General features: G+C 55.2%; 20 protein-coding genes. 1 reads left to right on the top strand and 19 read right to left on the bottom strand.

The annotated features are described in order from the left end of the window. Positions 1-145 precede the first annotated feature (145 nt). From IB213_RS10640 to IB213_RS10570, 15 genes are all read right to left on the bottom strand, one after another. Positions 146-517, bottom strand: coding sequence for a hypothetical protein (locus IB213_RS10640; protein WP_192406406.1), 372 nt, complete (start codon positions 515-517; stop codon positions 146-148). Positions 518-590: 73 nt separating this feature from the next. After that, entirely contained in the window at positions 591-908 is a 318-nt protein-coding gene (locus IB213_RS10635; protein WP_191724451.1) for a hypothetical protein, read from the bottom strand. Between the two features lie 74 nt (positions 909-982). Continuing rightward, complete coding sequence (locus IB213_RS10630) at positions 983-1,303, bottom strand: hypothetical protein (protein ID WP_192406404.1); 321 nt, start codon at positions 1,301-1,303, stop codon at positions 983-985. A 449-nt stretch (positions 1,304-1,752) separates the two neighbouring features. Beyond that, positions 1,753-2,109: a hypothetical protein gene (locus IB213_RS10625; RefSeq protein WP_192406402.1), complete on the bottom strand. Its 357-nt coding sequence runs from the start codon at positions 2,107-2,109 to the stop codon at positions 1,753-1,755. Between the two features lie 27 nt (positions 2,110-2,136). Beyond that, on the bottom strand, positions 2,137-2,448 hold the full coding sequence (locus IB213_RS10620; RefSeq protein ID WP_192406400.1) for a hypothetical protein: 312 nt from the start codon (positions 2,446-2,448) through the stop codon (positions 2,137-2,139). Positions 2,449-2,521: 73 nt separating this feature from the next. Then, positions 2,522-2,836 (bottom strand): hypothetical protein, encoded by a 315-nt coding sequence (locus IB213_RS10615; protein WP_192406398.1) that lies wholly within the window; start codon positions 2,834-2,836, stop codon positions 2,522-2,524. Between the two features lie 187 nt (positions 2,837-3,023). Further along, a complete protein-coding gene (locus IB213_RS10610) occupies positions 3,024-3,383 on the bottom strand; it encodes a hypothetical protein (RefSeq protein ID WP_192406396.1) in 360 nt (119 codons plus the stop codon). Positions 3,384-3,774: 391 nt separating this feature from the next. Next, positions 3,775-4,404, bottom strand: coding sequence for a hypothetical protein (locus IB213_RS10605; protein ID WP_192406394.1), 630 nt, complete (start codon positions 4,402-4,404; stop codon positions 3,775-3,777). Between the two features lie 343 nt (positions 4,405-4,747). After that, positions 4,748-5,110: a hypothetical protein gene (locus IB213_RS10600; protein WP_192406393.1), complete on the bottom strand. Its 363-nt coding sequence runs from the start codon at positions 5,108-5,110 to the stop codon at positions 4,748-4,750. A gap of 73 nt (positions 5,111-5,183) precedes the next feature. Then, on the bottom strand, positions 5,184-5,504 hold the full coding sequence (locus IB213_RS10595) for a hypothetical protein (RefSeq protein ID WP_192406392.1): 321 nt from the start codon (positions 5,502-5,504) through the stop codon (positions 5,184-5,186). 495 nt (positions 5,505-5,999) lie between these two features. After that, complete coding sequence (locus IB213_RS10590) at positions 6,000-6,371, bottom strand: hypothetical protein (protein WP_192406391.1); 372 nt, start codon at positions 6,369-6,371, stop codon at positions 6,000-6,002. A 75-nt stretch (positions 6,372-6,446) separates the two neighbouring features. Then, complete coding sequence (locus tag IB213_RS10585) at positions 6,447-6,809, bottom strand: hypothetical protein (RefSeq protein ID WP_192406390.1); 363 nt, start codon at positions 6,807-6,809, stop codon at positions 6,447-6,449. Between the two features lie 187 nt (positions 6,810-6,996). Next, positions 6,997-7,368 (bottom strand): hypothetical protein, encoded by a 372-nt coding sequence (locus tag IB213_RS10580; RefSeq protein ID WP_192406389.1) that lies wholly within the window; start codon positions 7,366-7,368, stop codon positions 6,997-6,999. Then, positions 7,365-14,240 carry a hemagglutinin repeat-containing protein gene (locus IB213_RS10575; protein ID WP_192406387.1) on the bottom strand — a complete coding sequence of 2,292 codons (6,876 nt, stop codon included), beginning with the start codon at positions 14,238-14,240 and terminating at the stop codon, positions 7,365-7,367. The genes IB213_RS10580 and IB213_RS10575 overlap by 4 nt, the downstream gene beginning before the upstream one ends. 106 nt (positions 14,241-14,346) lie before the next feature. Then, on the bottom strand, positions 14,347-15,879 hold the full coding sequence (locus tag IB213_RS10570; protein ID WP_225561069.1) for a ShlB/FhaC/HecB family hemolysin secretion/activation protein: 1,533 nt from the start codon (positions 15,877-15,879) through the stop codon (positions 14,347-14,349). 767 nt (positions 15,880-16,646) lie between these two features. On the opposite strand from IB213_RS10570, the gene IB213_RS10565 reads away from it, so the two are divergent. Continuing rightward, on the top strand, positions 16,647-16,847 hold the full coding sequence (locus IB213_RS10565) for a hypothetical protein (RefSeq protein WP_192406385.1): 201 nt from the start codon (positions 16,647-16,649) through the stop codon (positions 16,845-16,847). 61 nt (positions 16,848-16,908) lie between these two features. On the opposite strand, the gene IB213_RS10560 is transcribed toward IB213_RS10565, so the two are convergent. The 4 genes from IB213_RS10560 to cobW are packed head-to-tail and all read right to left on the bottom strand — an operon-like array spanning position 16,909 to position 23,547. Then, on the bottom strand, positions 16,909-17,541 hold the full coding sequence (locus IB213_RS10560; protein WP_192406383.1) for a VWA domain-containing protein: 633 nt from the start codon (positions 17,539-17,541) through the stop codon (positions 16,909-16,911). A 35-nt stretch (positions 17,542-17,576) separates the two neighbouring features. After that, positions 17,577-18,665, bottom strand: coding sequence for an AAA family ATPase (locus IB213_RS10555; RefSeq protein ID WP_192406381.1), 1,089 nt, complete (start codon positions 18,663-18,665; stop codon positions 17,577-17,579). Next, complete coding sequence (gene cobN, locus IB213_RS10550) at positions 18,662-22,471, bottom strand: cobaltochelatase subunit CobN (protein WP_192406379.1); 3,810 nt, start codon at positions 22,469-22,471, stop codon at positions 18,662-18,664. Before cobN ends, IB213_RS10555 begins: the two co-directional genes overlap by 4 nt. Beyond that, entirely contained in the window at positions 22,471-23,547 is a 1,077-nt protein-coding gene (gene cobW, locus IB213_RS10545; RefSeq protein ID WP_191724442.1) for a cobalamin biosynthesis protein CobW, read from the bottom strand. Before cobW ends, cobN begins: the two co-directional genes overlap by 1 nt. Positions 23,548-23,564 lie beyond the last annotated feature (17 nt).

Raw genomic sequence — 23,564 nt, 5'->3', positions numbered from 1 at the left:
GGAGACAACAGTTCCGCTGCCGCAAAAGGTGCCGCCAAAGGAATGGCCCCCACGGTGATGACGTTGTCGTAAATAGCGCGCTCTGCGGAGAAAAAACACAAACTATAATCTGACGCGAGTTATTAGAGATTTAGGCGTTTCATTTTTATGGCGCACCGCACGCAGGCCAACTTTTAGCATAATCGCTTTTGCAAACACCGGTATATTGATACCCTTTGTTAATCATGCAACGCTGCCACGCAGCCATCGCACGATCATAAGATGCTTCATCATGTTTCATGCCTTTTCGAACCATGGAAATACCATCTTGATGTGGTGCACTGGGTAAGAGTGTAGAGCCGCATTCGCGAGAGTCGCTCTGCCTGGCGCTTGAAGTAATGCCTTCTTTCTCCCAATACTGTAAATAAGGCTTTGTTGAATATGATGTAGCATTCGGAAAAAGCCCTAACCCAATGCCGCATCCTGTCAATAAAACGGATAACCAGAGCACGGCATTTAATTGCATAAATCGCTTCATTTAACCACCCTCAGTAAAACTGAAATGGTATTCAGCACGACCGGAAGCAGCCCCCACTGTAAGTAGCGCAACGTTATCTACAGCGGGCATCGCACTCGTTCAGATATTTATAGCCAAGATTTCGCATGCACACACCTAATTGATCCGTGTAAGCATTTAAACCTTCAAAAAATTCTTTGTGTGGTTGGCCTTTCTGAATTTCATAATCATAGTTTCCATTGGCAGCCCCCCCACACTGGACCCAATCTGCCAGCCATTTCTCCTTCGTCACTCCTTCTTGGGCCCATTGCGCACCGAAGGGCTTGGGATCTCTCAACGGCCCAGCGCCTTCAAGAAGACAGCCAGAAAGCAATAAGGCCGCTGCTACCGTACAAACTATCCGACGCTTCATCTCGATTCCTTCCGAAAAATAGAAATGGCATGCCATACCCACCAAGGGCAGCTCGCTTTTCCATTAATTCAACGTTATAAACAGCGGGCATCGCACTCCTGAAGACGGGTGTAACCAAGGTTGCGCATACACGCGCGCACCTGATTCGTGTAAGCATTGAAACCTTCAAAAAATTCTTTGTGTGATTGACCTTTCTGAATTTCATAACCATAGTTTCCATTGGTCCTCCCCCCACACTGAATCCAATCTGCTAACCGACTTTCTTTCGTTACCCCTTCTTTGATCCAGTAAGCACTGTCAGGTTTGGGATTCCTCTCCACCGGCGCAGCGCCTTCAAGAAGACAGCCAGAAAGCAATAAGGCCGCCGCCACCGTACAAACTATCCGACGCTTCATTTCGATTCCTTCCGAAAAATAGAAATGACATGCCATACCCACCAAAGGCAGCTCGTTTTGCTATTAAGGAAAGCGGGGATTCCGTTCGACGTAGCCCTTGCCCTTCATACACGTATCGACCCGATTCACGTAAGCATTAAAACCTTCAAAAATTTCCTTGTGAGATTGGCCTTTCTGAATTTCATAACCATAGTTTCCGTTGGCACCTCCCTCACACTGAATCCAATCTGCCAACCGACTCTCATTCGTTACCCCTTCTTGGATCCAGTAGACAATGTAGGGTTTGGGATTCCTCTCCACTGGCCTAACGCTTTCAAGAAGGCAGCCAGAAAGCAATAAGGCCGCTGCCACCGTACAAACTATCCGGCGCTTCATCTTGCCCCCTTCAGCCAAATAAAAATGGCATGCCATACTCACAAAAGGCAACTCGCTTTGTAACTAATGCAACGTTATAAGCAGCGGGCATCGCACTTATCCAGATGTGTATAGCCAAGCTTTTTCATGCATGCGTTTATTTGTGTCACGTGAGCATTAAGACCTTCAAAAAATTCTTTGTGTGATTGGCCATTCTGAATTTCATAGCCATAGCGTCCACTTGCAGCACCTCCGCACTCGACCCAAGCTGCCTGCCTGCCCTCCCTCGTCATCCCTTCCTTGACCCAGTCCGCACTAAAATGTTTTTCATTCCTATTCACTGGTCCAACGCTTTCAAGAAGGCAGCCTGAAAGCAACAAGGCCGCCGCCACCGTACAAACTATCCGACGCTTCATCTCGCCCCCTTCAACAGAATAGAAATGGCCTGCCATACCCACCAAAGGCAGCTCGCTTTACTATTAACGCGAGCGGGGATACAGATCGACGTAGCCCTTACCCTTCATACACGTATCGACCCGATTCATGTAAACAGTAAAGCCGTCAAAAAATTCTTTGTTTGATTGGCCTTTCTGAATTTCATAACCATAGTTCCCATTGGCACCACCCCCACACTGGATCCAATCTGCCAATACGCTTTCTTTCGTTACCCCTTCTTTGATCCAGTACGCACTGTAGGGTTTGGGATTCCTCTCTACTGGCGCAGCGCCTTCAAGAAGACAGCCAGAAAGCAATAAGGCAGCCGCCGCCGTACAAAAAATCCGACGCTTCATCTCGCCCCCTCAGTAAAATAGAAATGGCATGGCATACCCACCAAGGGCAGCTCGCTTTTCCATTAATGCAACGTTATAAACAGCGGGCATCGCACTGATTCAGATGTATATAACCAAGATTTCGCATGCACATATTCATTTGTGTCGTGTGAGCATTTAAACCTTCAAAATATTCTTTGTTTGATTGTCCTTGCCCCTCATACGCGAAGTTTCCATTGGCAGCCCCCCCACACTTGATCCAATCTGCCAGCCATTCCTCCTTCGTCACCCCTTCCTTGACCCATTGCGCACCGTAGGGCTTGTCATTTCTATTCACTCGCCCAACGCTTTCAAGAAGACAGCCTGAAAGCAATAAGACAGCCGCCGTACAAACAATTCGACGCATCATCTCGCCCCCTTTAGTAAAATTGAAATGGCCTGCCACACTGCCGGAGACAACAGTTCCGCTGCGGCAAAAGGTGCCGCCACAGGAATTGCCCCCACGGTGATGACGTTGTCGTAAATGGCGCGCTCTGCGTAGAAAAAATAGAAACGATAATCAAAATCTAATTATTATAAATTTATGCAAATCATCTTTATGGCGCACCGCACGCAGGCCGGCTTTTTGCAACTTCACTGCTGCAGTCACCGTTATAGCGATATCCTTTTTTAATCATGCAGCGCTGCCACGCAAGTTTTGCACGGTCATAAGCCGCTTCATCATATTTCATTTCTTTTGAAATAAATGTAATACCATCTTGATACGGCGCGCTTGGTAAAAGAGTAGAGCCACATTCTCGAGAGTCGCTCTGCCTGGCGCTTGAAGTTATGCCTTCTTTCTCCCAATATTGTAAATAAGGCTTTGGGTTATGTGATACCGCGTATGGAAAAAGACCCAGTCCAATACCGCAACCTGCCAAAAAAATGGACAACCAGAGCACGGTATTTAATTGCATAAATCGCTTCATTTAACCCCCTTTAGAAAGATAGAAACTGCCTTCCATGCCTCTGGCGACAATAGCTCTGCCATTGCGAAGGGGGCGGAAGGAATTAACGCTACCTCTGACCACCGGTCCCGAATAAAGGTTTCTGTTTCGCTCATGCCGCGCTTGGTATCACCCTGTGCGTCATAACTACCGACAAGCTGCCCGCCGATTACGTCATGCGTCCCGCCAAAGGATTCCATTAACTTGTCCTGCCAGCTCCCCGCTGCGTAGGGGCGCCCAAAAAGCGTACCTTACCAACCCTGAATGCCACCTGCCAGCCCTGCCAGCCCTGCCAGCCCTGCCAGCCCTGCCAGCCCTGCCAGCCCTGCCAGCCCTGCCAGCCCTGCCAGCCCTGCCACTATCAGCATTTCATTTTCTCTTCCCGTATCGCAGTTTTTCTATCCTTTCGTGGAATAAATTTTTGTAATTCGGAGAATCCATTCAAAGAGCTGTTGACATACCACTCCACTTTCGATCTTGAAGTAATATATTCCAGAAATTCACGAGGACCAGCTAGTGAGACGCCAACACCAAGTTCTCTGATGAAACAAAATTCTAATAAATCCGCATCAGGAAACATTACGAAAGTCTCTAAAGATGCTTGATGCAAAGAATCATAGAATGGATTATTATTCTTTACATCATGAATTCCCCACAAAGCTTGAGAAAAACCTCTCAAAGAAGCATTAAATATTCTAAAGTCATTTTTTTTATTCTCCTTTGAATTCATATATTCTGTGGGTATAGAGATTATTTTTCTTGCACCAATATTATTGCAATATCGAATTAGACTTATCACATCATACCAACTTGGATCTCCATTGAGTGAATGGCATGTTTCCCATTTCATTTTTTCAAGCCAAAATTTGTTAAATCCATTATTTGGCAATAGACTCCCATCCAGTTGATCTATTTTTTTATTTTCAATTTCCTTGAAGAATTTTATTTCCAGAGTTTTCCTTAGATTTTCTTTATTAAGGTAATTTTTCATTTTTCACCTTGTCCAAAACGAATTTCTTGAACTGTTCGTGGCTTTGGTCTATTAATATCTATGATTTGTATTTCGGGTGCTACATCACTACTACCGGGTCTAATTATTACTCGAGTTCCATTTGGCAGCAAGCCTTAATCTCCCCTAATACTAAAAATAAGGTTTTACATTATGGTTTAATGCGTACGGAAAAAGCCCCAGACCAATACCGCAACCTGTCAATAAATGGACAGCCAGAGCACGGCATTTACTTTTATAAATCGATTAATTTTCTCCTCAGCAAAATTGAAATGGCATGCCACACTAACGGAGGCAATCCCTCCGCTACCCCAAAGGAAATTTGTCACGGGTACATGCAGCGTTCATCGCAGCCGCCGAGGAATTTAATATCACCGATAGCTATGTAGCCTTTACCCTGCATGCATAAGCCAACTTGATCTCTGAGCCGAACATATGCAGCAATCTCATTCGGGTCGCTTGGTTTCTTTGCAGCACTGATTTGCTCAGGGTGAAATCTAATTTTTTCTTCGCCATTCAGAGCACCACAAGCTGCCAAGTCAGCCCTCCGAGCCTCCCTCGTCATCCCCTCTTTAAACCAATGCGCACCGTAGGGCCTAACACTATTATCTAATTGCCCAACGCTTTCAAGAAGACAGCCAGAAAGCAATAAGGCCGCTGCCACCGTACAAAAAATCCGACGCTTCATCTCGCCCCCTCAGCAAAATAGAAATGACATGCCATACTCACCAAAGGCAACTCGCTTTGTAACTAATGCAACGTTATAAGCAGCGGGCATCGCACTTATCCAGATGTGTATAGCCAAGCTTTTTCATGCATGCGTTTATTTGTGTCACGTGAGCATTAAGACCTTCAAAAAATTCTTTGTGTGATTGGCCATTCTGAATTTCATAGCCATAGCGTCCACTTGCAGCACCTCCGCACTCGACCCAAGCTGCCTGCCTGCCCTCCCTCGTCATCCCTTCCTTGACCCAGTCCGCACTAAAATGTTTTTCATTCCTATTCACTGGCCCCACGCTTTCAAGAAGACAGCCAGAAAGTAATAAGGCCGCCGCCACCGTACAAAAAATCCGACGCTTCATCTCGCCCCCTCAGTAAAATAGAAATGGCATGGCATACGGCAGCTCGCTTTTCCATTAATGCAACGTTATAAACAGCGGGCATCGCACTGATTCAGATGTATATAACCAAGATTTCGCATGCACATATTCATTTGTGTCGTGTGAGCATTTAAACCTTCAAAATATTCTTTGTTTGATTGTCCTTGCCCCTCATACGCGAAGTTTCCATTGGCAGCACCCCACACTGGACCCAATCTGCCAGCCATTCCTCCTTCGTCACTCCTTCCTTGACCCAATGTGCACCGTAAGGCTTGAGATTCCTCAACGGCCCAGCGCCTTCAAGAAGACAGCCAGAAAGCAATAAGGCCGCTGCCACCGTACAAACTATCCGACACTTCATTTCACCCCCTTCAGAAAAATTGAAATGGCTTGCCACACCGCCGGAGACAAGCGTTGTGCGTAAAAAACAGAAACGATAATCAGACGCGAGTTATTAAAAAATTATGTGCGTCATATTTATGGAGCGCCGCACGCAGGCTGTTCTTTTGCAGATTCGCTGTTGCAATTTCCTGCAAAGCGATACCATTTTTTAATCATGCAGCGCTGCCACTCATCCATAGCACGGTCATAAGATGCCTTATCGTGTTTCATACCTTCTCGAGCCATGGAAATATCATCTTGTCCCCGTGCGGTAGGTAAAAGAGTAGAGCCACATTCTCGAGAATCGCTCTGCCTAGCACTTGAAGTAATGCCTTCTTTCTCCCAATACTGTAAATAAGGTTTTATATTGTGGTTTACTGCGTACGGAAAAAGCCCCAGACCAATGCCGCAACCTGACAATATGGTGGACAACCAGAGCACGGCATTTACTTGTATAAATCTCTTCATTTTCCCCCTCAGCAAAATTGAAATGGCATGCCACACTAACGGAGGCAATCCCTCCGCTACCCCAAAGGAAATTTGTCACGGGTACATGCAGCGTTCATCGCAGCCGCCGAGGAATTTAATATCGCCGATAGCTATGTAGCCTTTACCCTGCATGCATAGACCGACTTGATCCCTGAGGCGTACATATGTAGCTCTATCAGTGGGTTCATTTGGCATTTTTGCAGCACTGATTTGTTCAGGAGGAAATCTAATATCCTCGTCTCCATCCAGAGCACCACAAGCGGCCAGGTCAGCTCTCCGCACCTCCCGCGTCATTCCTTCTTTGAACCAGTGCGCACCGTAGGGTTTGAGATTCCTATTCACTGGCCCAACGCTTTCAAGAAGACAGCCAGAAAGTAATAAGGCAGCCGCCGCCGTACAAAAAATCCGACGCTTCATCTCGCCCCCTTTAGAAAAATTGAAATGGCTTGCCACACCGCCGGAGACAACAGTTCCGCTGCCGCAAAAGGTGCCGCCACAGAAATTATCCCCACGGTGATGACGTTGTCGTAAATAGCGCGCTCTGCGTAGAAAAAACAGAAACTATAATCTGACGAGAGTTATTATAAATTTATGCGCTTCATCTTTATGGAGCACCGCACGCAGGCCGAGTTTTTGCATAGTCACTACTGCAATCACCGGCAAATTTATACCCTTTTTTGATCATGCAGCGCTGCCATGCGGCCATCGCTCGAGCATAAGATTCGTCATCCTGTTTCATTCCATTTTTAGCAAAGGAATAAAGATCTTGATTCGGTGCGCTGGGTAAAAGAGTCGAGCCACATTCTCGAGAGTCGCTCTGCCTTGCGCTTGAAGTGATGCCTTCTTTCTCCCAATACTGCAAATAAGGCTTTGGGTTATGTGATACCGCGCTTGGAAAAAGACCCAGTCCAATACCGCAACCTGTCAATAAAATTGACAACCAGAGCACGGCATTTAATTGCATAAATCGTTTCATTTAACCCCCTTTAGAAAGATAGAAACTGCCTTCCATACCTCTGGCGACAATAGCTCAGCCATTGCGAATGGGGCGGAAGGAATCAACGCCAGTTCTGACCCCCGATCTCGAATAAAGCGTTCTGTTTCGCTCATACCGCGCTTGGTATCACCCTGTGCGTCATAACCACCGACAAGCTGTCCGCCGATTAAGTCATGCGTCCCACCAAAAGATTCCATTAGTTTGTCCTGCCAGCTCCCTGCTGCGTAGGGGCGCCCGAAAAGCGTACCTTGCCAACCCTGTATTCCGCCGGTGAGCCCTGCTGCTTTCTGCCCCTCTTCAGAATTCAAATATTGGGCAAGCGTCATTTTGTTATTCTCCTTATCCCATTGCGCCTCCCCTTTTTCATTAAGGTCTAAAGTACCATCATCATTTCTTTTGCACCGAAAATTATCAGGCCCGCAGATATTGTCCAGATTCGTGCGTGTTCCTGCGGTTGCAGTGCCGTCATTTCGCAAACCTGCACTCTTTCCTTCCAGCAGGTTGGTCAGCGTTGTTTCACCATCGGTGATGCCTTTGGATTTTTGAGAGTTTGCGATGGTTATGTTGCGCATTTCCTCCGCCGCGGCAGAGAGCACTTCTTTGGTCAGTGCGCTGGTACCCATCCCGCCTACTGCGCCAATCAGCACGTTCATGACCCGTTCCTGCAGGTTGATGTCCTTGATGGCCTGCTGAAGTGCGGCCTTTTCTTCGCTGCTGAGGTTTTCTTTCTTGAGCTGCTCGTACAGTTCCTTGCGCTTTTCCTGTGCGTAGTCATCCACGGCCTTGCCAGCCTGCTTGCCAAACTCTGCGGTGATAGCAACCTGCGCGTTGATCTCTTTGAGCACTTTTTCTGAGTCAAATATGCGCTGTATGCCGGTCTCGGCGTCGGTACTTCTGACGGTTGTGTCGCCAGCTATGCCTGAAATGCCAGCGGTAGTGGTGCTGCTTGCGCTGCCGCTGTCCTGCCCCACCCCCGCCCCCGTGCCAGATACGCCAAACTTGCCGTTGTCGTTGCCCACGCTGGCGTTCACGCCTACGGCTTTACCTTCGTACCTGGCGCTGTTTTGCAGGTCACTGGTGGTCAGCTCGCCTTCGGTGCTGAAGTGGTTCCTGCCTTGCTCTACCGCCACCTGGTTGCTGGCAATGACAGCGCCCTTGAGGCTGGTGTCGCCCTGCACCTGCACATCAAAGCCGCCGTCGCCAGCCTTGATGCCGCTTTGCTCCACCACGCTGAGGTAGTCGCTGTTGACCTTGCTTTTGCTTGCGTTAAAGCTGCCGCCCGTGGGCACGCCTGCAGGGCCGATGGTGATGCTGCCGCCGATGGATTGACTGCGGCTGGCGTAGGTGCTGCTGTCTTGCAGGCTTTCTATGTGCAGATTGCCGCCCACCTGCGCTTTGACGGTTTCGCCCTTGACCACGGCGCCTTGCAGCGTGGTGTCTGCGCCGCTTTGCAAGCTGACGGTATTGCCCGCGGTGATATGGGTGTTGGCATGCACAAGGTCATCGCCCGCCTCATTGCCCCTGCCCTTGCTGGCACTGAGCGTGATGCCAGTGTCCTTTCCCACGCTCATACCTATGCTGCCCGAGCTGGAGCTGTTTTTGCCGCTCTGGCTGGCCAGGTTTTGCGCTGCCTGCAAGAGGATGTCGCCCTCGGCCTTCAAGGCCACGTCTTTGCCTGCGCTGATGTCGGAGCTGCGAACCAGAATGTCACTGCCCTGCCCCGCGCCTTGTGCCTGCAGGTTCACATTGCCACCGGCCAGCACTGTGCTGGCACGAGAGCTTTCACTGCTTTGCGTGCTGGTGCTCTGGCTTTTGCTGGTGCCCACGCTCACTGATACAGAGAATGCGTTGCTGACATCGCCACTGGCCAGCGCATCTGCGGCCCCTTGCAGATCTTTGCGTGTGTTGTACACATTGAGCGCCGTAGCCCCTGCAGCCAGCGCTTGCATGCGCCCACTGCTGGTATTGCTGGCTGCCTTGGCCATGCTGTCTGCCGTTTCCAGCGCACTGATGATGGGGCTGCCGATGCTGACGCTGAGCCCGCTTTGCTTAAAGCGCTGCTCCGTGCTGGATTGACTGCGCTGTCGCGCCTCGGTGATGGCAATGTCTTTTGCCACTACGTTGATATCACCTTGCGGGGCGATCACATCGCTGCCTGTCTGGCGGTACTGGTTGCCCGCCACAATGGTGACATTGCCCGCCACGCTGCCTACGGTCGAAGCCGCAGCGCTGGTTTGCCTGCCAGCCTGATCGGTGCTTTGCTGCTGCGTGCCAACGGTAAAGCCTATGCCGCCACCCGAGAAGACGCCGCTTTTTTTCTCTTCTCGAAATTGGCTTTCGCGGCTGGTTTCAAGGCCTGCGGTGATGGCTACATTGTCCTTGGCCACCAAGCTGGTGCCCTCGTCTGAGATGACTTGGCTGGCGGTGATGGCAATGTCTTTGCCCGCTTGCATTTCTACGGTTTTGCCGCCCAAGCTTGCGCCTACTGCGGTGGTGGATTCAGTGCTGTTTCTGACCGTGGTGCGGCTCTTGTTGAAGGTGCCACCGCTTTTGCGCACATAGCCCATGGCGTAGTTGTCTGTGGCCTCACCAGCCTCTACAGCAATGCTGTTGCCCGCTTGCACAGCCAAGGCATCGGCGGCCTGCACGCTGGCTGCACGCGCGGTGATGTCAGCGCCAGCCACCATGGTCACATTGCCGCCACCCCGGATCTGGCTGCCCACTTCCTGAGTATTGCCGCCCTTGAGGTAGTTTTTGGCGTTGTGCACATTGTTCTCTTGCAAGGCCGTGGTTACGGTGCCCAGATGCAGATTGCCTTGGGCTTGCAGGGCGGTGCTGCCCTTGCCTGCGTTGTCTATGATGCCCGCCACAATGCTCATGTCGTTGCCGGCGCTGGCTAGCAGTACACCCGCATCGCCCGTTACGTACAGGCCAGCCACACGGTCTAGCGCAGTGCGGCTGAAGCTGGAGGCACCGGCCTGGTTGTGGCCGCTTTGTGTGGTGCTTGAGATGTTCAGGTCATTGCCCGCCTGAACGAACAGCCCCTCCTGTGCCAGCATGCTACCGCCCACCAGATTGATGTCTTGGTCGGCCTTGGCCAGTACGGTTTTGGCGTTGATCAGCCCGCCAATGTTGTCGATATTGCGGGCATTGATGCTGACCACACTGCGCCCGGCAATGGTGCCTGCGTTGTTCAAGCTGCCCGAGAGATTGAGGTCTACGCTGTGGCCTGCCAGCAAGCTGCCTTCAGGCGTCAGGTCACCGGCACGCGGGCGCAGATAAATTTGCGGGGTCAGCACGCTCTGGCGGCTGCCGTCAGCCAGCGTGACTTCTTGGGCGACCAGCCAGACGATGTCGCTGGTGAGCGCCGCGATTTGCAGCGCAGACAGGGCAATACCCGGGACAAGGTTCCAGTTTTGTGCCACGGTGGCGCCTGCATCCATCAGGGCCTGGTACTGCGCTTCATCATTGGCAAAGCCGTCCAGAAAGCGGCGACCCGTAAGCTGGGCAACCTGTTCACGCACCAGGCGCTGCTCGTAAAAACCGTCGCCCAGCCGTTTTTGCACAGCGCCCGGGTCACTGCCCATGGCTTTGAGCATGTAGTCACTGCCCAGCCAGCTGCGATAGTCAGCAAACCGCGCATCGGTCTCAATCAGGTATAGCGCATTGGCACTGGGGTTTTGCTTGAACAGGCTGCTGCTGGGCAGGCTGCCCAGTGTGGGGCCACTGGACAGCGGTGCATCCACGCTGCCGGACTGGTTTTGCGTGGCAAGCTGGGTATTGCTGCCTGCAGGCCGGGTGTTCTGCAATTTTTCTGCAACGGGCAGCACGATGGACTGCACCTCATCGGCTGGCCGGTAGGCAACGGTGGCGCCCCAGCGGCGCTGGTGATAGCGCCTATAGCCTCCGCGCCATTTTGACCACGTGGACTGGCTGGTGCCCTCTTCATGAATCACATACTGGCCCATGGCCTCGATGTTGGCCACATTGGCCAGATTGCCGGTCAGGCTACCGCCGGCAATGATGCGGCTTTTGTCGTTGGCAAGGTCGCCACCGCTCAGGCGCATGCCACCACCCGAGAGGATCTGGCCCGGCGCTGAAGTTTTGACTTTGGTTTCGTACTCACTGCGCGTGACGTTGAATTCCGTCCAGTCACGAATCTTGCTGCTTGCAAATCTGCTGTTGTAGGCAGAAATTTTTGCGTCAAGCGCCTCGTAGAGTGGATCAGTCTCAGCTGCCCAGGCCGTAAAGGTGCTGGTGTAGTCAGCCCATGCCTGGTCATAGACGGCCAGGTTGGTGTTGTATTGCGCCAGCGCCGCCTGGTAGCTGGTGCAGAGATTCAAATCATAGCCAGCGCCTTCAGCACAACTGGCTGCGTTGCCCTCAGAAGGAGCGATTGGTTTTGCCATGCTGGGCGCTGCCGGCTCTGGCGTGGCGGGAGGCGTCACCCCGAAGTAAGCCCATGCGGGGTTATCTGCCAGATAGTCAGCACCCGGCTGGCGTGTGCAGACTTCGTTGGACTCATCGCCCACACAGGTTTCTTCGCCCACATTCGGAACAGGCGATTGCCCCAATACGCTGCTGTCATTCACAGGCGGAGAGTTTTTGTAGCGATACTGGCCCGCTTTGCTCCAGCGCTGCCAGACAAAGTTTTCGGCCAAGACCTTCACGCGGCTGCCCTCTGGCTGAATGTATTTCAGGCCTGTTGGGCCTTTGACCAGTTCAAGCTCTGTGGTGAAGTGTTCGTTGGTGTTTTTAAGCAGATCCGCCGCAATAGACAGCCCACCCAGAGATTCGATGGTGGCCGATGCGTTGTGCACCAGGCTGGCTTGTCCGGTGGCGTGCCCGTTGGCATCCAGTGCGCCACCGATGTTGAGCGCATCTTCGCCAACGCCGCCACTGAAGATGAGCGCGTTCTCGCGGTTAACCAGCGTATGAACGCCTATGTCCAACCGTTCACGGGCGGCAATCACCGCGTCTTTTCTTTCCGTGCCAAGCGTTTCGGTGTCGTTGGTCAGCGTGGCAGCCGCCACAGCAATGTGATCGCCATAGATACGGCCTGTTCCGATGTTGGTCAGCTGGTGGGCGTCAATACGAACCTGCGGGCCATCAATCAGGCCACGGTTATCAAGGCTGCTGGTGGCTTGCAGCGCAGTGCGTGTCTGGCCCGAGATTTCACCCGTTGCCGTGTTGTCTATGTTGCTGGCTGTGACGGTGGTGGCCTGCCCGGCTTGCAGCCTGGCCTGATTGGTGAAGGTGCCACCAATGCGCAGCTGTGCATTGCGGTTGGCGAACAGGTCGGATTGGCTGTCAAAGTCGCTTTGCAGATCAATGAGCAGATCGCCTGCAGACTGGACTTTGCCGTCACCCGAAAGGCTGAGGGCATGCAACGTGACGGTTTCGCCTGCTTCGGCCAGACCGTCTGTATTGGTGATAGCCAGTGCTCGCGCAGGGGCTGTGTCTTGCACCTTGAGGTGCTGCCCCGCACTGAGCATGCCATTGCTGTTGTTGACGGCGTTGCTGGCCGTGAAGGTGATGTCATTTCTTGCCAGGACCGAAGCGCCAGAGGTATTGACGATGCCGTCTGCAGTCACCTCGATACGGGCTGCGCTGACGATCTCGCCGCCTTGCTGGTTGGCCACAGTGTCTTGCGCGGTGACAGAGATGTTTCCGCCGGCGACGATGTAGCCCGCTTCGTTGTGAATGTTTTGCGCGGCCAGATGCATGGCTCCGTCAGCCGCGCTGATAACAGCCTCTTTGCCGGTGTTGCGGATGGCATCTGTTGTCTGCAGCGCAAGCCCGCTCTTGGCTTGTACGGTGCCGGTATTTACGATCTGGCCGTTGGCCAGCAAGGTGAGCGTGCCAGTTTGCGCAGACAGAGTGCCCTGGTTGTTGACGCCCAGTCCGGTGTCTGTGCCCACCATGTAAATTTTGCCCGCGTACATGCCGCCAATGCTTGCTACGTCCAAAGCAAAAGCGGGCATGGGCGCAGAGGCCGGGTCTGAGCTGGCAATTTTTGTAGCCGTTGCTGCACCACCAGAGACCAGTGCTTTGACCTGGTTGCTGCCCACTACGGCGGTGAGATCTTTGGCCCATATGCTTGCATTGACCTGCACGGCCCGCGCCAGAATGCGCGTGGCGTCGGCGGTGCTGGTATCCAGCCCCAGACCAGCGACGTTGATCTGCCCGCCGCGCACCAAAAATGAATCGAGACTGCCGCCCTGCATGACAGGGGTTCCGGTGGTGAGCGTGACGCCTGCGGCGTTGATAAATCCGCCACCGTTGACTTGAATGCCTGCAGGGTTGGCCAAGATCACTTCAGCACGCTGGCCCGCTACTTCTACATAGCCATTGAGATGGCTGGGATTGCTGCTGTTGACCTCGTTCAAGATCACGCGTGCAGAACCCGTTGCCAGCCAAGGGTTGGCAGCCACCCAGCCAGCTTGCTGTGTTTGCGCGTTGGTGCGGCTGTTGTTGAGCACGGCCCCCTGAGCGTGCACATCAAACTGGCTGTAGGTATTGCGGGAAACGCCCGCCGCAGAGGGGGTCTGAATGTTGACCACGGGCACGCCATTGGCTGCTGGCAGCACGGTGGGGCGCTGATTGCCCGGTGCTTTGGGGTCAGCAGTGATCTGGGCATGCACCGGCAGATACCAAGCACTGGCAGCCAGTGCACCAATAGCCAGAGCAATCGGCGACAGCCACAGTTTCAGGCGACCAAAAGCAGAGGTGGGGTACTGCGCTTGCCCTGTATCACCACCCCCACAGCCGTGGCTGGAGGCTACTTCAGAGACCACCATCCGCTGGCCACGCGCAGCATTAAAAATAATGCGGTAAAGATGCTTGTTCATACCCCGTTCCCCCCCCGAATGATTGAAATGATGTTGCCAAGCACGCTCTGGCTCAAAGAGCTGCTGGCTGTGGCGATACGCTGTTGTCGCTAAGCTTTGCTGGCCCTCAGAAAGACGCAAACAAGCTGAAGCCAGCCGTTGTCGATGCGGTATTGAAGTGCTGCGGCTTGCTGACAGGACGGGCTACAAAAAACTCATAAGAAATCTTGCCCAGACTGCCGCGCAGCCCCAGGGCAGCGCCTGCCAGCCGCGTGCCTTGCAGCCAGCGCGCGGAAGGCCCGCTCACCTGGCCGTAGTCCATACCCAGATAGATTTGCGCCCCCATGGCTGGCAGCGCCAGGCCCAGGTCATTGCGCAGCAGCCAGCCACGCTCGGCCACCAGGCTGGATTCACCATCAAAGCCGCGCACGGTGTAGCGCCCGCCGATGGCAAAACGGTCTTGCGGGGTCAGTGGTGTGCCATTCCACTGCACCCTCCAGTTGCTCTGGTAGCGCCACTGCTGCCCCGCCAATGCAAATGGCAGGTCCAGACTGGCATCGGCTGTGGTGACCTGCATGCGCGACGTTCCTTCACCGAACGCCTCTTCGGCAGCAGGCTTGGCACCAAATGCGGCGGTGCCCCGCTTGTGGGTCAAGTTAAGGTCCAGCGTTGCGCGGCCCAAAAACTCCTTGTGCGCAATGCCCAGCCCCCAGCCACCTGTGGCACGGCGCTGTGCGAGCACTTCGGTGTCGTCAATCGAGTTGGTAGAGCGGCGCAGCCAGCCTTTGAGGCTCAGGCTGGTTTTGCGGTGCGCATCACGGTAGATCAAGCGTGCAACGCTGAATTCGGCGTTCTGGCTGGTTCCGCTGTAGACGTAGTCCTGAGCAAACCCAGCTACGCTTTGGTAGTAACGGCTTTCAAAGGCCGTTACGCTGAAGGTGTTGTACCCCCACGGCAATGAGTAATGCACCGTTTGCCCGCGTGTGCCGCGCTCGCCCCTGTCGCCACCGCCCAGGTCATGGTTAAAGCTGACGTAAAACAGGTCGTTGAGGGTGAGCCAGTGGTCGTAGCTGACGGTGACACTGCCCTGGTATTTGCCAGTGGCCCGGGTGCCGCTGTCGTCCACCGAAGTGGTCAAGCGAAACGGGAAAGCCTGCGTCCACTGCACGAGCACATCGCTTTCACCGGGCAGCTCAGCGGGGACGATTTGAATATCGGCCTCAGCGGTGGGAACTCGCTTGAGATTTTCAAGCCCTTGCTCAATAGCGCGCAGATTCAAAATGTCGCCTGATTGCACTGGCAGGGCATTTGTGAAAGTAGCGCGTTGAGATACCCCATCTGCCAGACGCACTTGACGCACACGCCCCGGCACAAGGGTGAGCGTAAGCAGGCCTGCTGATAAATCCTGCGGCTGCAAAAGAACTCTGGATGTCACAAATCCTTTGCCAATCAACTTTTGCTGCACGCGCTGCACGGCAACATTAATGCCGTCAATTCCCAGACAGCGCCCCAATGCCGGGTCACTGCCCTGCAGCACATCCTGTAATGCCCATTGAAAATCAGCGCTGCTTGCACCGCTTAAGACAATGGAGTGAATTACAAAGCATGGCGTTTCTGCCTGCGGCCAGGGAAGGCTGGCGGCAGGCGCTGCTGGCTGCATGGCATCTGGCGTTTTCTGCAGAAGCTCTCTTTGAGCCTGTTCACGCTCCAAGGCCCGGCGCTGCTCCAGGTCGCTTCTGATTACCGGGCTCAAGTCAGACTGAGCACGGGCAGCACTTGTAATTAATGCAACAAAAATAATTATTACAAAACATTTGTTATAAAATGTTTTCTGAGAGCTAATAAAGATCAAAACCGCCACCCGTAACTATTTGTTTGGAAGCTCATTAACTTCACGAGCGAAAATTAATATCCAACCAATATATTCACCTTCACGACTGAGTGAGTTTGATCTAAAACAAAAATTACATACTAATAATATTAAATATTCTGTTGTTTATTGATATTCAACATGGCGCTTTTTAATGAAATAGAGTATTGCCAGCGAAAAAACAGGTAAAAATAATTTCTCAGGCCAGCATATAGAAAAAAACCTCTACTACATAAACAGCTCTGAGTGCCATACAGAAATTGTTAACAAATATATTGCGGGCTTGCTGTTTATCTGGCAGGACAGCCATATATTTTTATTTTCTGAAACGAACGCGGGGGCCGCGCTCAACATCAGTGATGGCGCGATTACGTTTTTTTGTTCATCAAAATCTGTCTGCTCTGCCCTAGAGACAGGCGACTGGCTGCAGGAATAGCAAGCCGTTTTGGTGCTTTCTGGTTTGAGGCTTGAGCACCTTGGGCACCTTGACCGCCTTTTGTGCCGTCAGGGCTGGCTCAACATTCCCAGTCAGATGGCAAGATTGTTTTGCTGATGCATTGAACCAGCGCTTGTTGCGCGGCGAAGGCGAATGGATGAGCCAAAGCAAGGCGGTGAACGTTACAGCCAGCGTTGCTGGCATTGATGCACAGGCAGCACTACAGATGCGGGCAACCGCCAAGGCTGGGTTGCCACCAAGGGGCAGTTGCGAGGTAGCGCTTGAAGCGGCTGGCCATGGCGGTGGTTTGCGCACCTTTTAGCTACTACGGGCACCCCGGCAGCAGCGCCGCTATTGCAGCGCAGGCATGGCCAGCATTGCCATCAATGCGCTGACCGGCAGCCGAACTGGGATGCGGGCAAAAGATGCCCCTGCCATTGCTGGGCAAGACGCCTGCAACGCTCAAGCGTCACTACATCTTCTTCAAAGTCGATGACGTAGCATTCTTCAATGTGCTCAGGGCGCGCAGGCAATGGGTCAAACCTGCCGTCGGTAAGCAGCCAGATGCAGGCGTGCCTGTCTGGCCCATGCCGCTTGAGTTCGGCGTTCACAGCGTCGATTGCCGACTGGATGGGCGTAGCGCCGCCCCCTCGCAATGGCGCAATCCAGTGCTCATTGAAAGCAGGCACCCGTGCAGGCTTTTGCAGCCACTGCGCCTGCTGACCCGCAAAGCCGATAACAGCCATGTGATCGCGGCTACGGTAGAACATTGCGGTTAAAGCCAGCAGACAGCCTTTGGCCCAGGCCAGTTTTTGGCCACGCAGCATGGATGCAGACAGATCCAGCAGCACAAAGTGGGTGGTCTGGGTGCCTGCGGGCTGGCGACGATAGCGCAAGTGCTGCACACCCAGCACGCCCTGCCCTTTGGAGGCCAGCGTGGCAGCCCAGTCAAGACTACGACTGATAGTGCCCTGCCGACGGCCTTTGCGAGTTGTATTGGTATCGCGCCCCACCATGGCCTGGCCCGCGTGGTTGGCTGGGGTAGAGCGCGTCAGGCTTTTTTTGACGAGAAAGGCCTCAGTGCTTTAACTGTCTGGATGGGCACTGCCTGTGGCGCAGACATCTCCCCCCAATCTTGTGCATTGGCCGACTGGGGCAAAGGTGGTGGCTGCCTGCCATCTGTACTTTGATGCGCAGTCTGACCAGAAAGCTGCGAAGTCTGCGCACCACCGGAGTCGGGCGCTGGTTCATCGCCTTCCTGAGAAACTGGCGCAGCCTGTGTCCGGCGGTGCGCCAGTGCCAGCTCGCCCACGGCCTGTACGTCTGCCCATGACACCTGAGCGCGGCCTTGCAGCGCTGCATGCGCCCGTGCCGCACGCAGCATGACCAGATCAGCGCGTACGCCCTCGACGCCTGCGTCCTGGCACAGCTGGGCGACCTGGTCATGAATAGCGTCTGGCCACTGTACGTCTGCCAGTGCCCTACGGGCGGCTGCCACTTGTGCTGCCAGCGCTGCCTGCGCATCTGCGTGTGCCGTAAAAAAGCCTTGCGGGTCTGCGTCAAAAGCCATGCGGGTCTTGACGATGGCTTTGCGCATGGCCGTGCTGGGCACATTCTCCAGCCGCACAAACAGGCCAAAGCGATCGAGCAGTTGCGGGCGCAACTGGCCTTCCTCGGGGTTCATGGTGCCAATCAAGGTGATGCGTGCATCGTGCTGGTGGGAGACGCCGTCGCGCTCGATGCGGTTGATGCCGCTGGCGCTGACATCGAGCAGCAAGTCCACCAGCCCATCGGCCAGCAAATTGACCTCATCGACATACAGGATGCCCTGGTGAGCCTGCGCCAGCAGACCGGCGCGAAACTGCACGGCGCTGCGCTGCAAAGCGGCCTCCAGATCGATGGACCCTACCAGTTGCTCTTCGGTTGCGCCTAGCGGCAAGTTTACAAAACGGCCCGCAGGCAGCAAGGCAGCGAGCGCACGTGCACTGGTGGACTTGGCTGTGCCGCGCGGCCCTTCAACCAGCACCCCGCCCAGTAACGGGTCAATGGCTGCCAGCAGCAATGCCATTTGCAGCTGCGGCTGGCCTTCAATGGCGGTAAATGGAAAGCCCACAGGCTCAGCGGATTCAGTGTGCATCATCGGCTCTCTAGTAATTGCTCAGTGGCCAGCAGATGCTGCTCCAGCAAGGGTTGGTAGTCACCGCTGTCCTCCCACAGGCCACGGCCAATGGCTTCCAGCAGGCGCTCGCAGATGTCGTGAAAAGCGGCGGGGTTGTGCTGCTGCAAAAAGTCTCGCATGCCGGTATCGGCCACAAAGGCGTCGGTTACGCGTGCGTACTGGTCGTCGCGCACCACACGGGCTGTGGCGTCAAAGGCGAACAGGTAGTCCACCGTGGCTGCCACTTCAAACGCGCCCTTGTAGCCGTGGCGCTTGATGCCTTCCATCCACTTGGGATTGGTCACGCGCGAGCGCACCACACGGCTGATTTCTTCTTGCAGGGTGCGCATGCGTGGCGACTCTGGGTTGCTGTGGTCACCAAAGTACAGGTCCGGCTGCTGGCCGCTGAAGTGGCGCACGGCCGCAGCCATGCCGCCCTGAAACTGGTAGTAGTCGTCAGAGTCCAGCAGGTCGTGCTCGCGGTTGTCCTGGTTGTGCACCACCAGTTGAATATCCGTCAGGCGGCGCACAAAGGTCTCGGGCACGGCGGTGCCGTCGTCTTTCTGGCCATAGGCGTAGGCACCCCAGTTGCGATAGGCCACGGCCAGGTCTTCGTCACTGTCCCAATTGCGCCCGTCAATCAGGCCTTGCAGGCCAGCGCCGTAGCTGCCGGGCTTGGCACCAAACACGCGCAGTCCGGCCTGATGGCGTGCAGCGTCTTGGCCCATGCCCTGCGCCTGCAGTTGCGCAGCCTCCTTGAGCACACGGGCGCGTATGGGGTTGGTGAACTCGTCTTCATCGTCCAGACTTGCGACCTTTTGTACTGCCGCATCAAACAGGCGAATCACATTGGTGAAGGCATCACGGAAGAAGCCCGAGACGCGCAAGGTTACGTCCACGCGAGGGCGGCCCAGCACCGACATGGGCAGTACTTCAAAGTCGCTGACGCGCCAGCTGCCATCGGCCCATTTGGGGCGCACGCCCAGCAGGGCAAAGGCCTGAGCGATATCGTCCCCGCCCGTGCGCATGGTGGCCGTGCCCCAGACCGACAGGCCCAGCGCACGCGGATAGTCGCCGTGCTCTTGTGTGTATTTCTCTACCAGCAGCTGGGCAGATTTGAGCCCAAGCGTCCAGCTGGTGGGCGTGGGCACGGCGCGCGTGTCGATAGAAAAGAAGTTGCGCCCGGTGGGCAATACATCAGGCCGCCCCCGAGTAGGTGCACCGCTGGGGCCAGCGGGCACAAAGCGCCCTTGCAGACCCCGGCCGAGCTGCAAAATCTCCTGCGTGCCGCAGGCTTGCAGGCGCGGGCGCAGATCAGTGTCTATGCGCTGCAGTACCAGCAGGGTATTGGTCAAATCATGCTCAAGCGCAGCAATCGCATGCGCTGGCAGCTCCAGTAATTGAAGGGCCAGCACTTCCAGTCGCTCGCGTGTATCTCCCGTATGACGCCAGGGCTGGCTGTCTACGTCAGCCAGCAGCGCGGGAAATGGCCCGGCCCACGGGGTTTCCCAGGCGGCATCCAGCGGATCAAAATTCACGCCCGGCAACAAGTCCTGCGCCAGAGCGCGGATCAGGCTGTTGCTGGCCCCCTGACCATTACCCACAGGATGGCGGGCCAGCGCCAGCAGGGTGTCGCGCTCGAGCCGGCCCTGGGGCGACTGGCCGAAGATATGCAGGCCGTCGCGAATCTGGCTTTCCTTGAGCTCACACAGATAGGCATCGGTCTTGTTCAGTAGCTGCTGTTCTTCATCTGTGCTGCGGGGCGCTTGCAGGCCCAAATCCTGGTGCAGATCGTGGGCGACGATATGTTCCAGAATTTGCGTGCGCAAAAGCTCTGCGCGCCGGCGGTCCATGGTGGCGGCTTCGTAGTACTCATCGACCATGCGCTCCAGATCGCGCGTCGGTCCGTAACTTTCGGCACGGGTCAGAGGCGGCATCAGATGGTCGATGATCACGGCCTGCGCGCGGCGCTTGGCCTGCGTGCCCTCACCCGGGTCATTGACGATGAACGGGTACAGGTGCGGCATGGGGCCAAACACCAGATCGGGCCAGCAGCTACTGGACAGCGCCACACTTTTACCGGGCAGCCATTCCAGATTGCCGTGCTTGCCTACGTGGACCATGGCGTCTGCATTCCAGACTGTGCGCAGCCAGTAATAAAAGGCCAGGTAGTAATGCGGCGGCACCAGATCAGGGTCGTGGTAGCTGGCCATGGGGTCCAGGTGATAGCCACGGGCAGGCTGTATGCCCACAAACACCTGACCGCAGCGCAGGCCCGCAATCATGAAGCGGCCCTGACGCAGCATGGGGTCACTATCTGGTGCGCCCCAGCGCTGCAGCACGGCTTGCTGGTTCTGTACCGGCAGGCTGGCAAAAAAGGTCTGGTATGTGGCCAGATCCAGACTTTGCAGAGCGGGCCGCACGCCCCAGGAGTCCGGGTCGTTGGTAATGCCCTGCTGAAGGTGTTCCATCAACACGTCACCATCAGCGGGAACAGCATCGAGCACGTAGCCTTGCTGCTGCAGCGACTGCAGGATATGAATGACGGATGCTGGCGTATCCAGCCCCACGCCATTGCCAAGCCGGCCTTCCTTGGTGGGGTAGTTGGCCAAAATAAGTGCCAGGCGCTTGTCTGCATTGGCTTTCTGGCGCAGGCGGCACCAGCGCTGGGCCAGCTCCACGACAAAGGCCAGGCGCTCGGCATGGGGCTGGTACTGCACCACATCGGACTGGGTCAGCTCGCTGCGGTGTGACAGGCCCTTGAAGCTGATAGCGCGGGTGATGATGCGACCGTCCACTTCGGGCATGGCCACATGCATGGCGATATCACGTGGCTGCAGCCCATGGGTGTCGGCCAGCCAGCTTTGCTCGTTGCCGCCCGACATGATGACTTGCAGCACCGCAATATCGCCAGCCAGTGCGTGGTCGCCGGGTGTTTCCAGCGAGGATTGCGAAAACGACGTGGTGTTCAGGATCAATGCCACCTGATGCTCGGTGCACAGCTGGTGCAGCATAGCCATGCAACTTGCGTCCTTGAGCGACAGCAAGGCCAGCGGCAGAGGGTTCATGCCTTGTGCCAGCAGCTGCTGGCACAGTGCCTGAAATACCTGCGTATTGCCCGACTGCAAATGCGCCCGGTAAAACACCACCATGACCACAGGGGCACCTTCTTGCCACTGCATGGCTCCCGGTTGCAGCCACTGCTGCACGGAGGCGGCATCGTGCTCGGGGTGGTAGACCGCAACGGATGGCAGGGGCCGGGGTGGGAGCGCCGGTTGCTCGCCACCCAAAAAACCATGCCAAAGGTAGTTAAAAAACTCCCGCGCGTTGGCTGCCCCACCTTCGCGCAGATACCGCCAGATGCTGCGGCACTGCTCCATGGACGCGGTACTTTTGCGCAGCAGATTCAGATCCTCCGTGGTGTCCCCGGAGAACATGACCAGCGTGATGGCCTTGAGGCGACAGATTTCGCGAATGCGCTCTGTGCCATACGGCCAGTAGCTTTCACCACCGAGATGGTCAATCACGATCACCTTGGCGTGCTGCAGCACCTCATCTACATACAAATCCACCGAAGCGGGCTGGCGCAAATGCATGAGATTGGCCAGCCGCACCGTGGGTAACTGCTCGCCGTTCAGCCCTTGCAAGTGGGCATAAGCGTCGGCCAGCAACGACAGCGTGGTGTCGGCAGCGCTGAGCACCACCACATCGGCAGGCGACTGTCCGAGGCTGGAGACAAAGGCTTCATCGTCCACAAAGCCGCCGGGCTGAACTGCGAGCAAATGCATCAGTGCGCTCCAGCGGTCAGGGTGGCCAGCTGGGCATGAATAGCGGCTTCATCTAGATCGTGGCCAATGAACACCAGATAGGTCTGCCGCGTTTCGGTGTCTGTCCAGCGGCGGTCAAAGTAGCTGTCAAAACGCTTGCCCACGCCGTGTACGACCAGACGCATAGGCTTGCCGGGCACGGCAACAAAGCCTTTGACGCGGTAGACGGTTTGCTCGGAGACAATGGCCTGCAGCTTTTCCAGCAAAGCTTCGCGCTCCATTTCAGGCAGCTTGACGACGATTGAGTCGAACTCGTCATGGTCGTGGTGGTCGTGCGCCTGACCTTCTTCATGCCCATGGTGGCTGTGGCGTTCATCAATGCTTTCTTCCGATGCGCTGAACAGGCCAAGCACCACAGCCAGATCGATCTGGCCATGATCGGCAGCCACAATCTTCACCTGTGCAGGCACTTCCTGGCGCACGATGGCCTCCACTGTGGCCCGATCTTCGCTGCTGGACTGGTCGAGCTTGGTGAGCACCACCAGGTCAGCGGACATGAGCTGATCTTCAAACAGCTCATGCAGGGGCGACTCGTGGTCCAAATTTGGATCTTGCCTGCGCTGGGCATCCACAGCTGCCGGATTGGCTGCGAACTGGCCTGCAGCAGTAGCGGGCACATCGACCACGGTGATCACTGCATCTACCGTGCAGGCGTTCTTGATTTCAGGCCAGTTAAAGGCCTGAACCAGTGGTTTGGGCAGCGCCAGGCCGCTGGTTTCGATCAGGATATGGTCGATATCGCCACGGCGCGCAATCAGCTCACGCATCACGGGATAGAACTCTTCTTGCACTGTGCAGCACAGGCAGCCGTTGGCCAGTTCATACAGCTGTCCGCTTTGCTCGCCCTGCTCATCCTCGCAGCCAATGCCACAGCCGCGCAGGATGTCGCCATCAATACCCAGTTCGCCGAACTCGTTGACGATTACGGCGATACGGCGGCCATTGGCGTTGTTCAGAATGTGGCGCAACAGCGTCGTTTTTCCACTGCCCAGAAAACCCGTCACGATGGTTGCAGGGATTTTGTGGTTGCTTGTCATATGGAGTGTCCTGTTGT

This window comes from Comamonas sp. CMM02 (assembly GCF_014851485.1).
GTDB classification, from domain to species: Bacteria; Pseudomonadota; Gammaproteobacteria; order Burkholderiales; family Burkholderiaceae_C; genus Comamonas; species Comamonas avium.
Note: the sequence above shows the minus strand (reverse complement) of the source record. Positions and strands in the feature narration are given on the sequence as shown.

What these genes read in the sequence shown, in the direction of transcription:
- IB213_RS10575 (WP_192406387.1), bottom strand. Translation starts at nt 14,240, where the DNA reads ATGAACAAGCATCTTTACCGCATTATTTTTAATGCTGCGCGTGGCCAG.
- IB213_RS10630 (WP_192406404.1), bottom strand. Translation starts at nt 1,303, where the DNA reads ATGAAGCGTCGGATAGTTTGTACGGTGGCGGCGGCCTTATTGCTTTCT.
- cobW (WP_191724442.1), bottom strand. Translation starts at nt 23,547, where the DNA reads ATGACAAGCAACCACAAAATCCCTGCAACCATCGTGACGGGTTTTCTG.
- IB213_RS10620 (WP_192406400.1), bottom strand. Translation starts at nt 2,448, where the DNA reads ATGAAGCGTCGGATTTTTTGTACGGCGGCGGCTGCCTTATTGCTTTCT.
- IB213_RS10635 (WP_191724451.1), bottom strand. Translation starts at nt 908, where the DNA reads ATGAAGCGTCGGATAGTTTGTACGGTAGCAGCGGCCTTATTGCTTTCT.
- IB213_RS10615 (WP_192406398.1), bottom strand. Translation starts at nt 2,836, where the DNA reads ATGATGCGTCGAATTGTTTGTACGGCGGCTGTCTTATTGCTTTCAGGC.
- IB213_RS10605 (WP_192406394.1), bottom strand. Translation starts at nt 4,404, where the DNA reads ATGAAAAATTACCTTAATAAAGAAAATCTAAGGAAAACTCTGGAAATA.
- IB213_RS10560 (WP_192406383.1), bottom strand. Translation starts at nt 17,541, where the DNA reads ATGGTGGGGCGCGATACCAATACAACTCGCAAAGGCCGTCGGCAGGGC.
- IB213_RS10555 (WP_192406381.1), bottom strand. Translation starts at nt 18,665, where the DNA reads ATGATGCACACTGAATCCGCTGAGCCTGTGGGCTTTCCATTTACCGCC.
- IB213_RS10570 (WP_225561069.1), bottom strand. Translation starts at nt 15,879, where the DNA reads ATGCAGCCAGCAGCGCCTGCCGCCAGCCTTCCCTGGCCGCAGGCAGAA.
- IB213_RS10640 (WP_192406406.1), bottom strand. Translation starts at nt 517, where the DNA reads ATGAAGCGATTTATGCAATTAAATGCCGTGCTCTGGTTATCCGTTTTA.
- cobN (WP_192406379.1), bottom strand. Translation starts at nt 22,471, where the DNA reads ATGCATTTGCTCGCAGTTCAGCCCGGCGGCTTTGTGGACGATGAAGCC.
- IB213_RS10590 (WP_192406391.1), bottom strand. Translation starts at nt 6,371, where the DNA reads ATGAAGAGATTTATACAAGTAAATGCCGTGCTCTGGTTGTCCACCATA.
- IB213_RS10585 (WP_192406390.1), bottom strand. Translation starts at nt 6,809, where the DNA reads ATGAAGCGTCGGATTTTTTGTACGGCGGCGGCTGCCTTATTACTTTCT.
- IB213_RS10610 (WP_192406396.1), bottom strand. Translation starts at nt 3,383, where the DNA reads ATGCAATTAAATACCGTGCTCTGGTTGTCCATTTTTTTGGCAGGTTGC.
- IB213_RS10580 (WP_192406389.1), bottom strand. Translation starts at nt 7,368, where the DNA reads ATGAAACGATTTATGCAATTAAATGCCGTGCTCTGGTTGTCAATTTTA.
- IB213_RS10625 (WP_192406402.1), bottom strand. Translation starts at nt 2,109, where the DNA reads ATGGCAGGCCATTTCTATTCTGTTGAAGGGGGCGAGATGAAGCGTCGG.
- IB213_RS10600 (WP_192406393.1), bottom strand. Translation starts at nt 5,110, where the DNA reads ATGAAGCGTCGGATTTTTTGTACGGTGGCAGCGGCCTTATTGCTTTCT.
- IB213_RS10595 (WP_192406392.1), bottom strand. Translation starts at nt 5,504, where the DNA reads ATGAAGCGTCGGATTTTTTGTACGGTGGCGGCGGCCTTATTACTTTCT.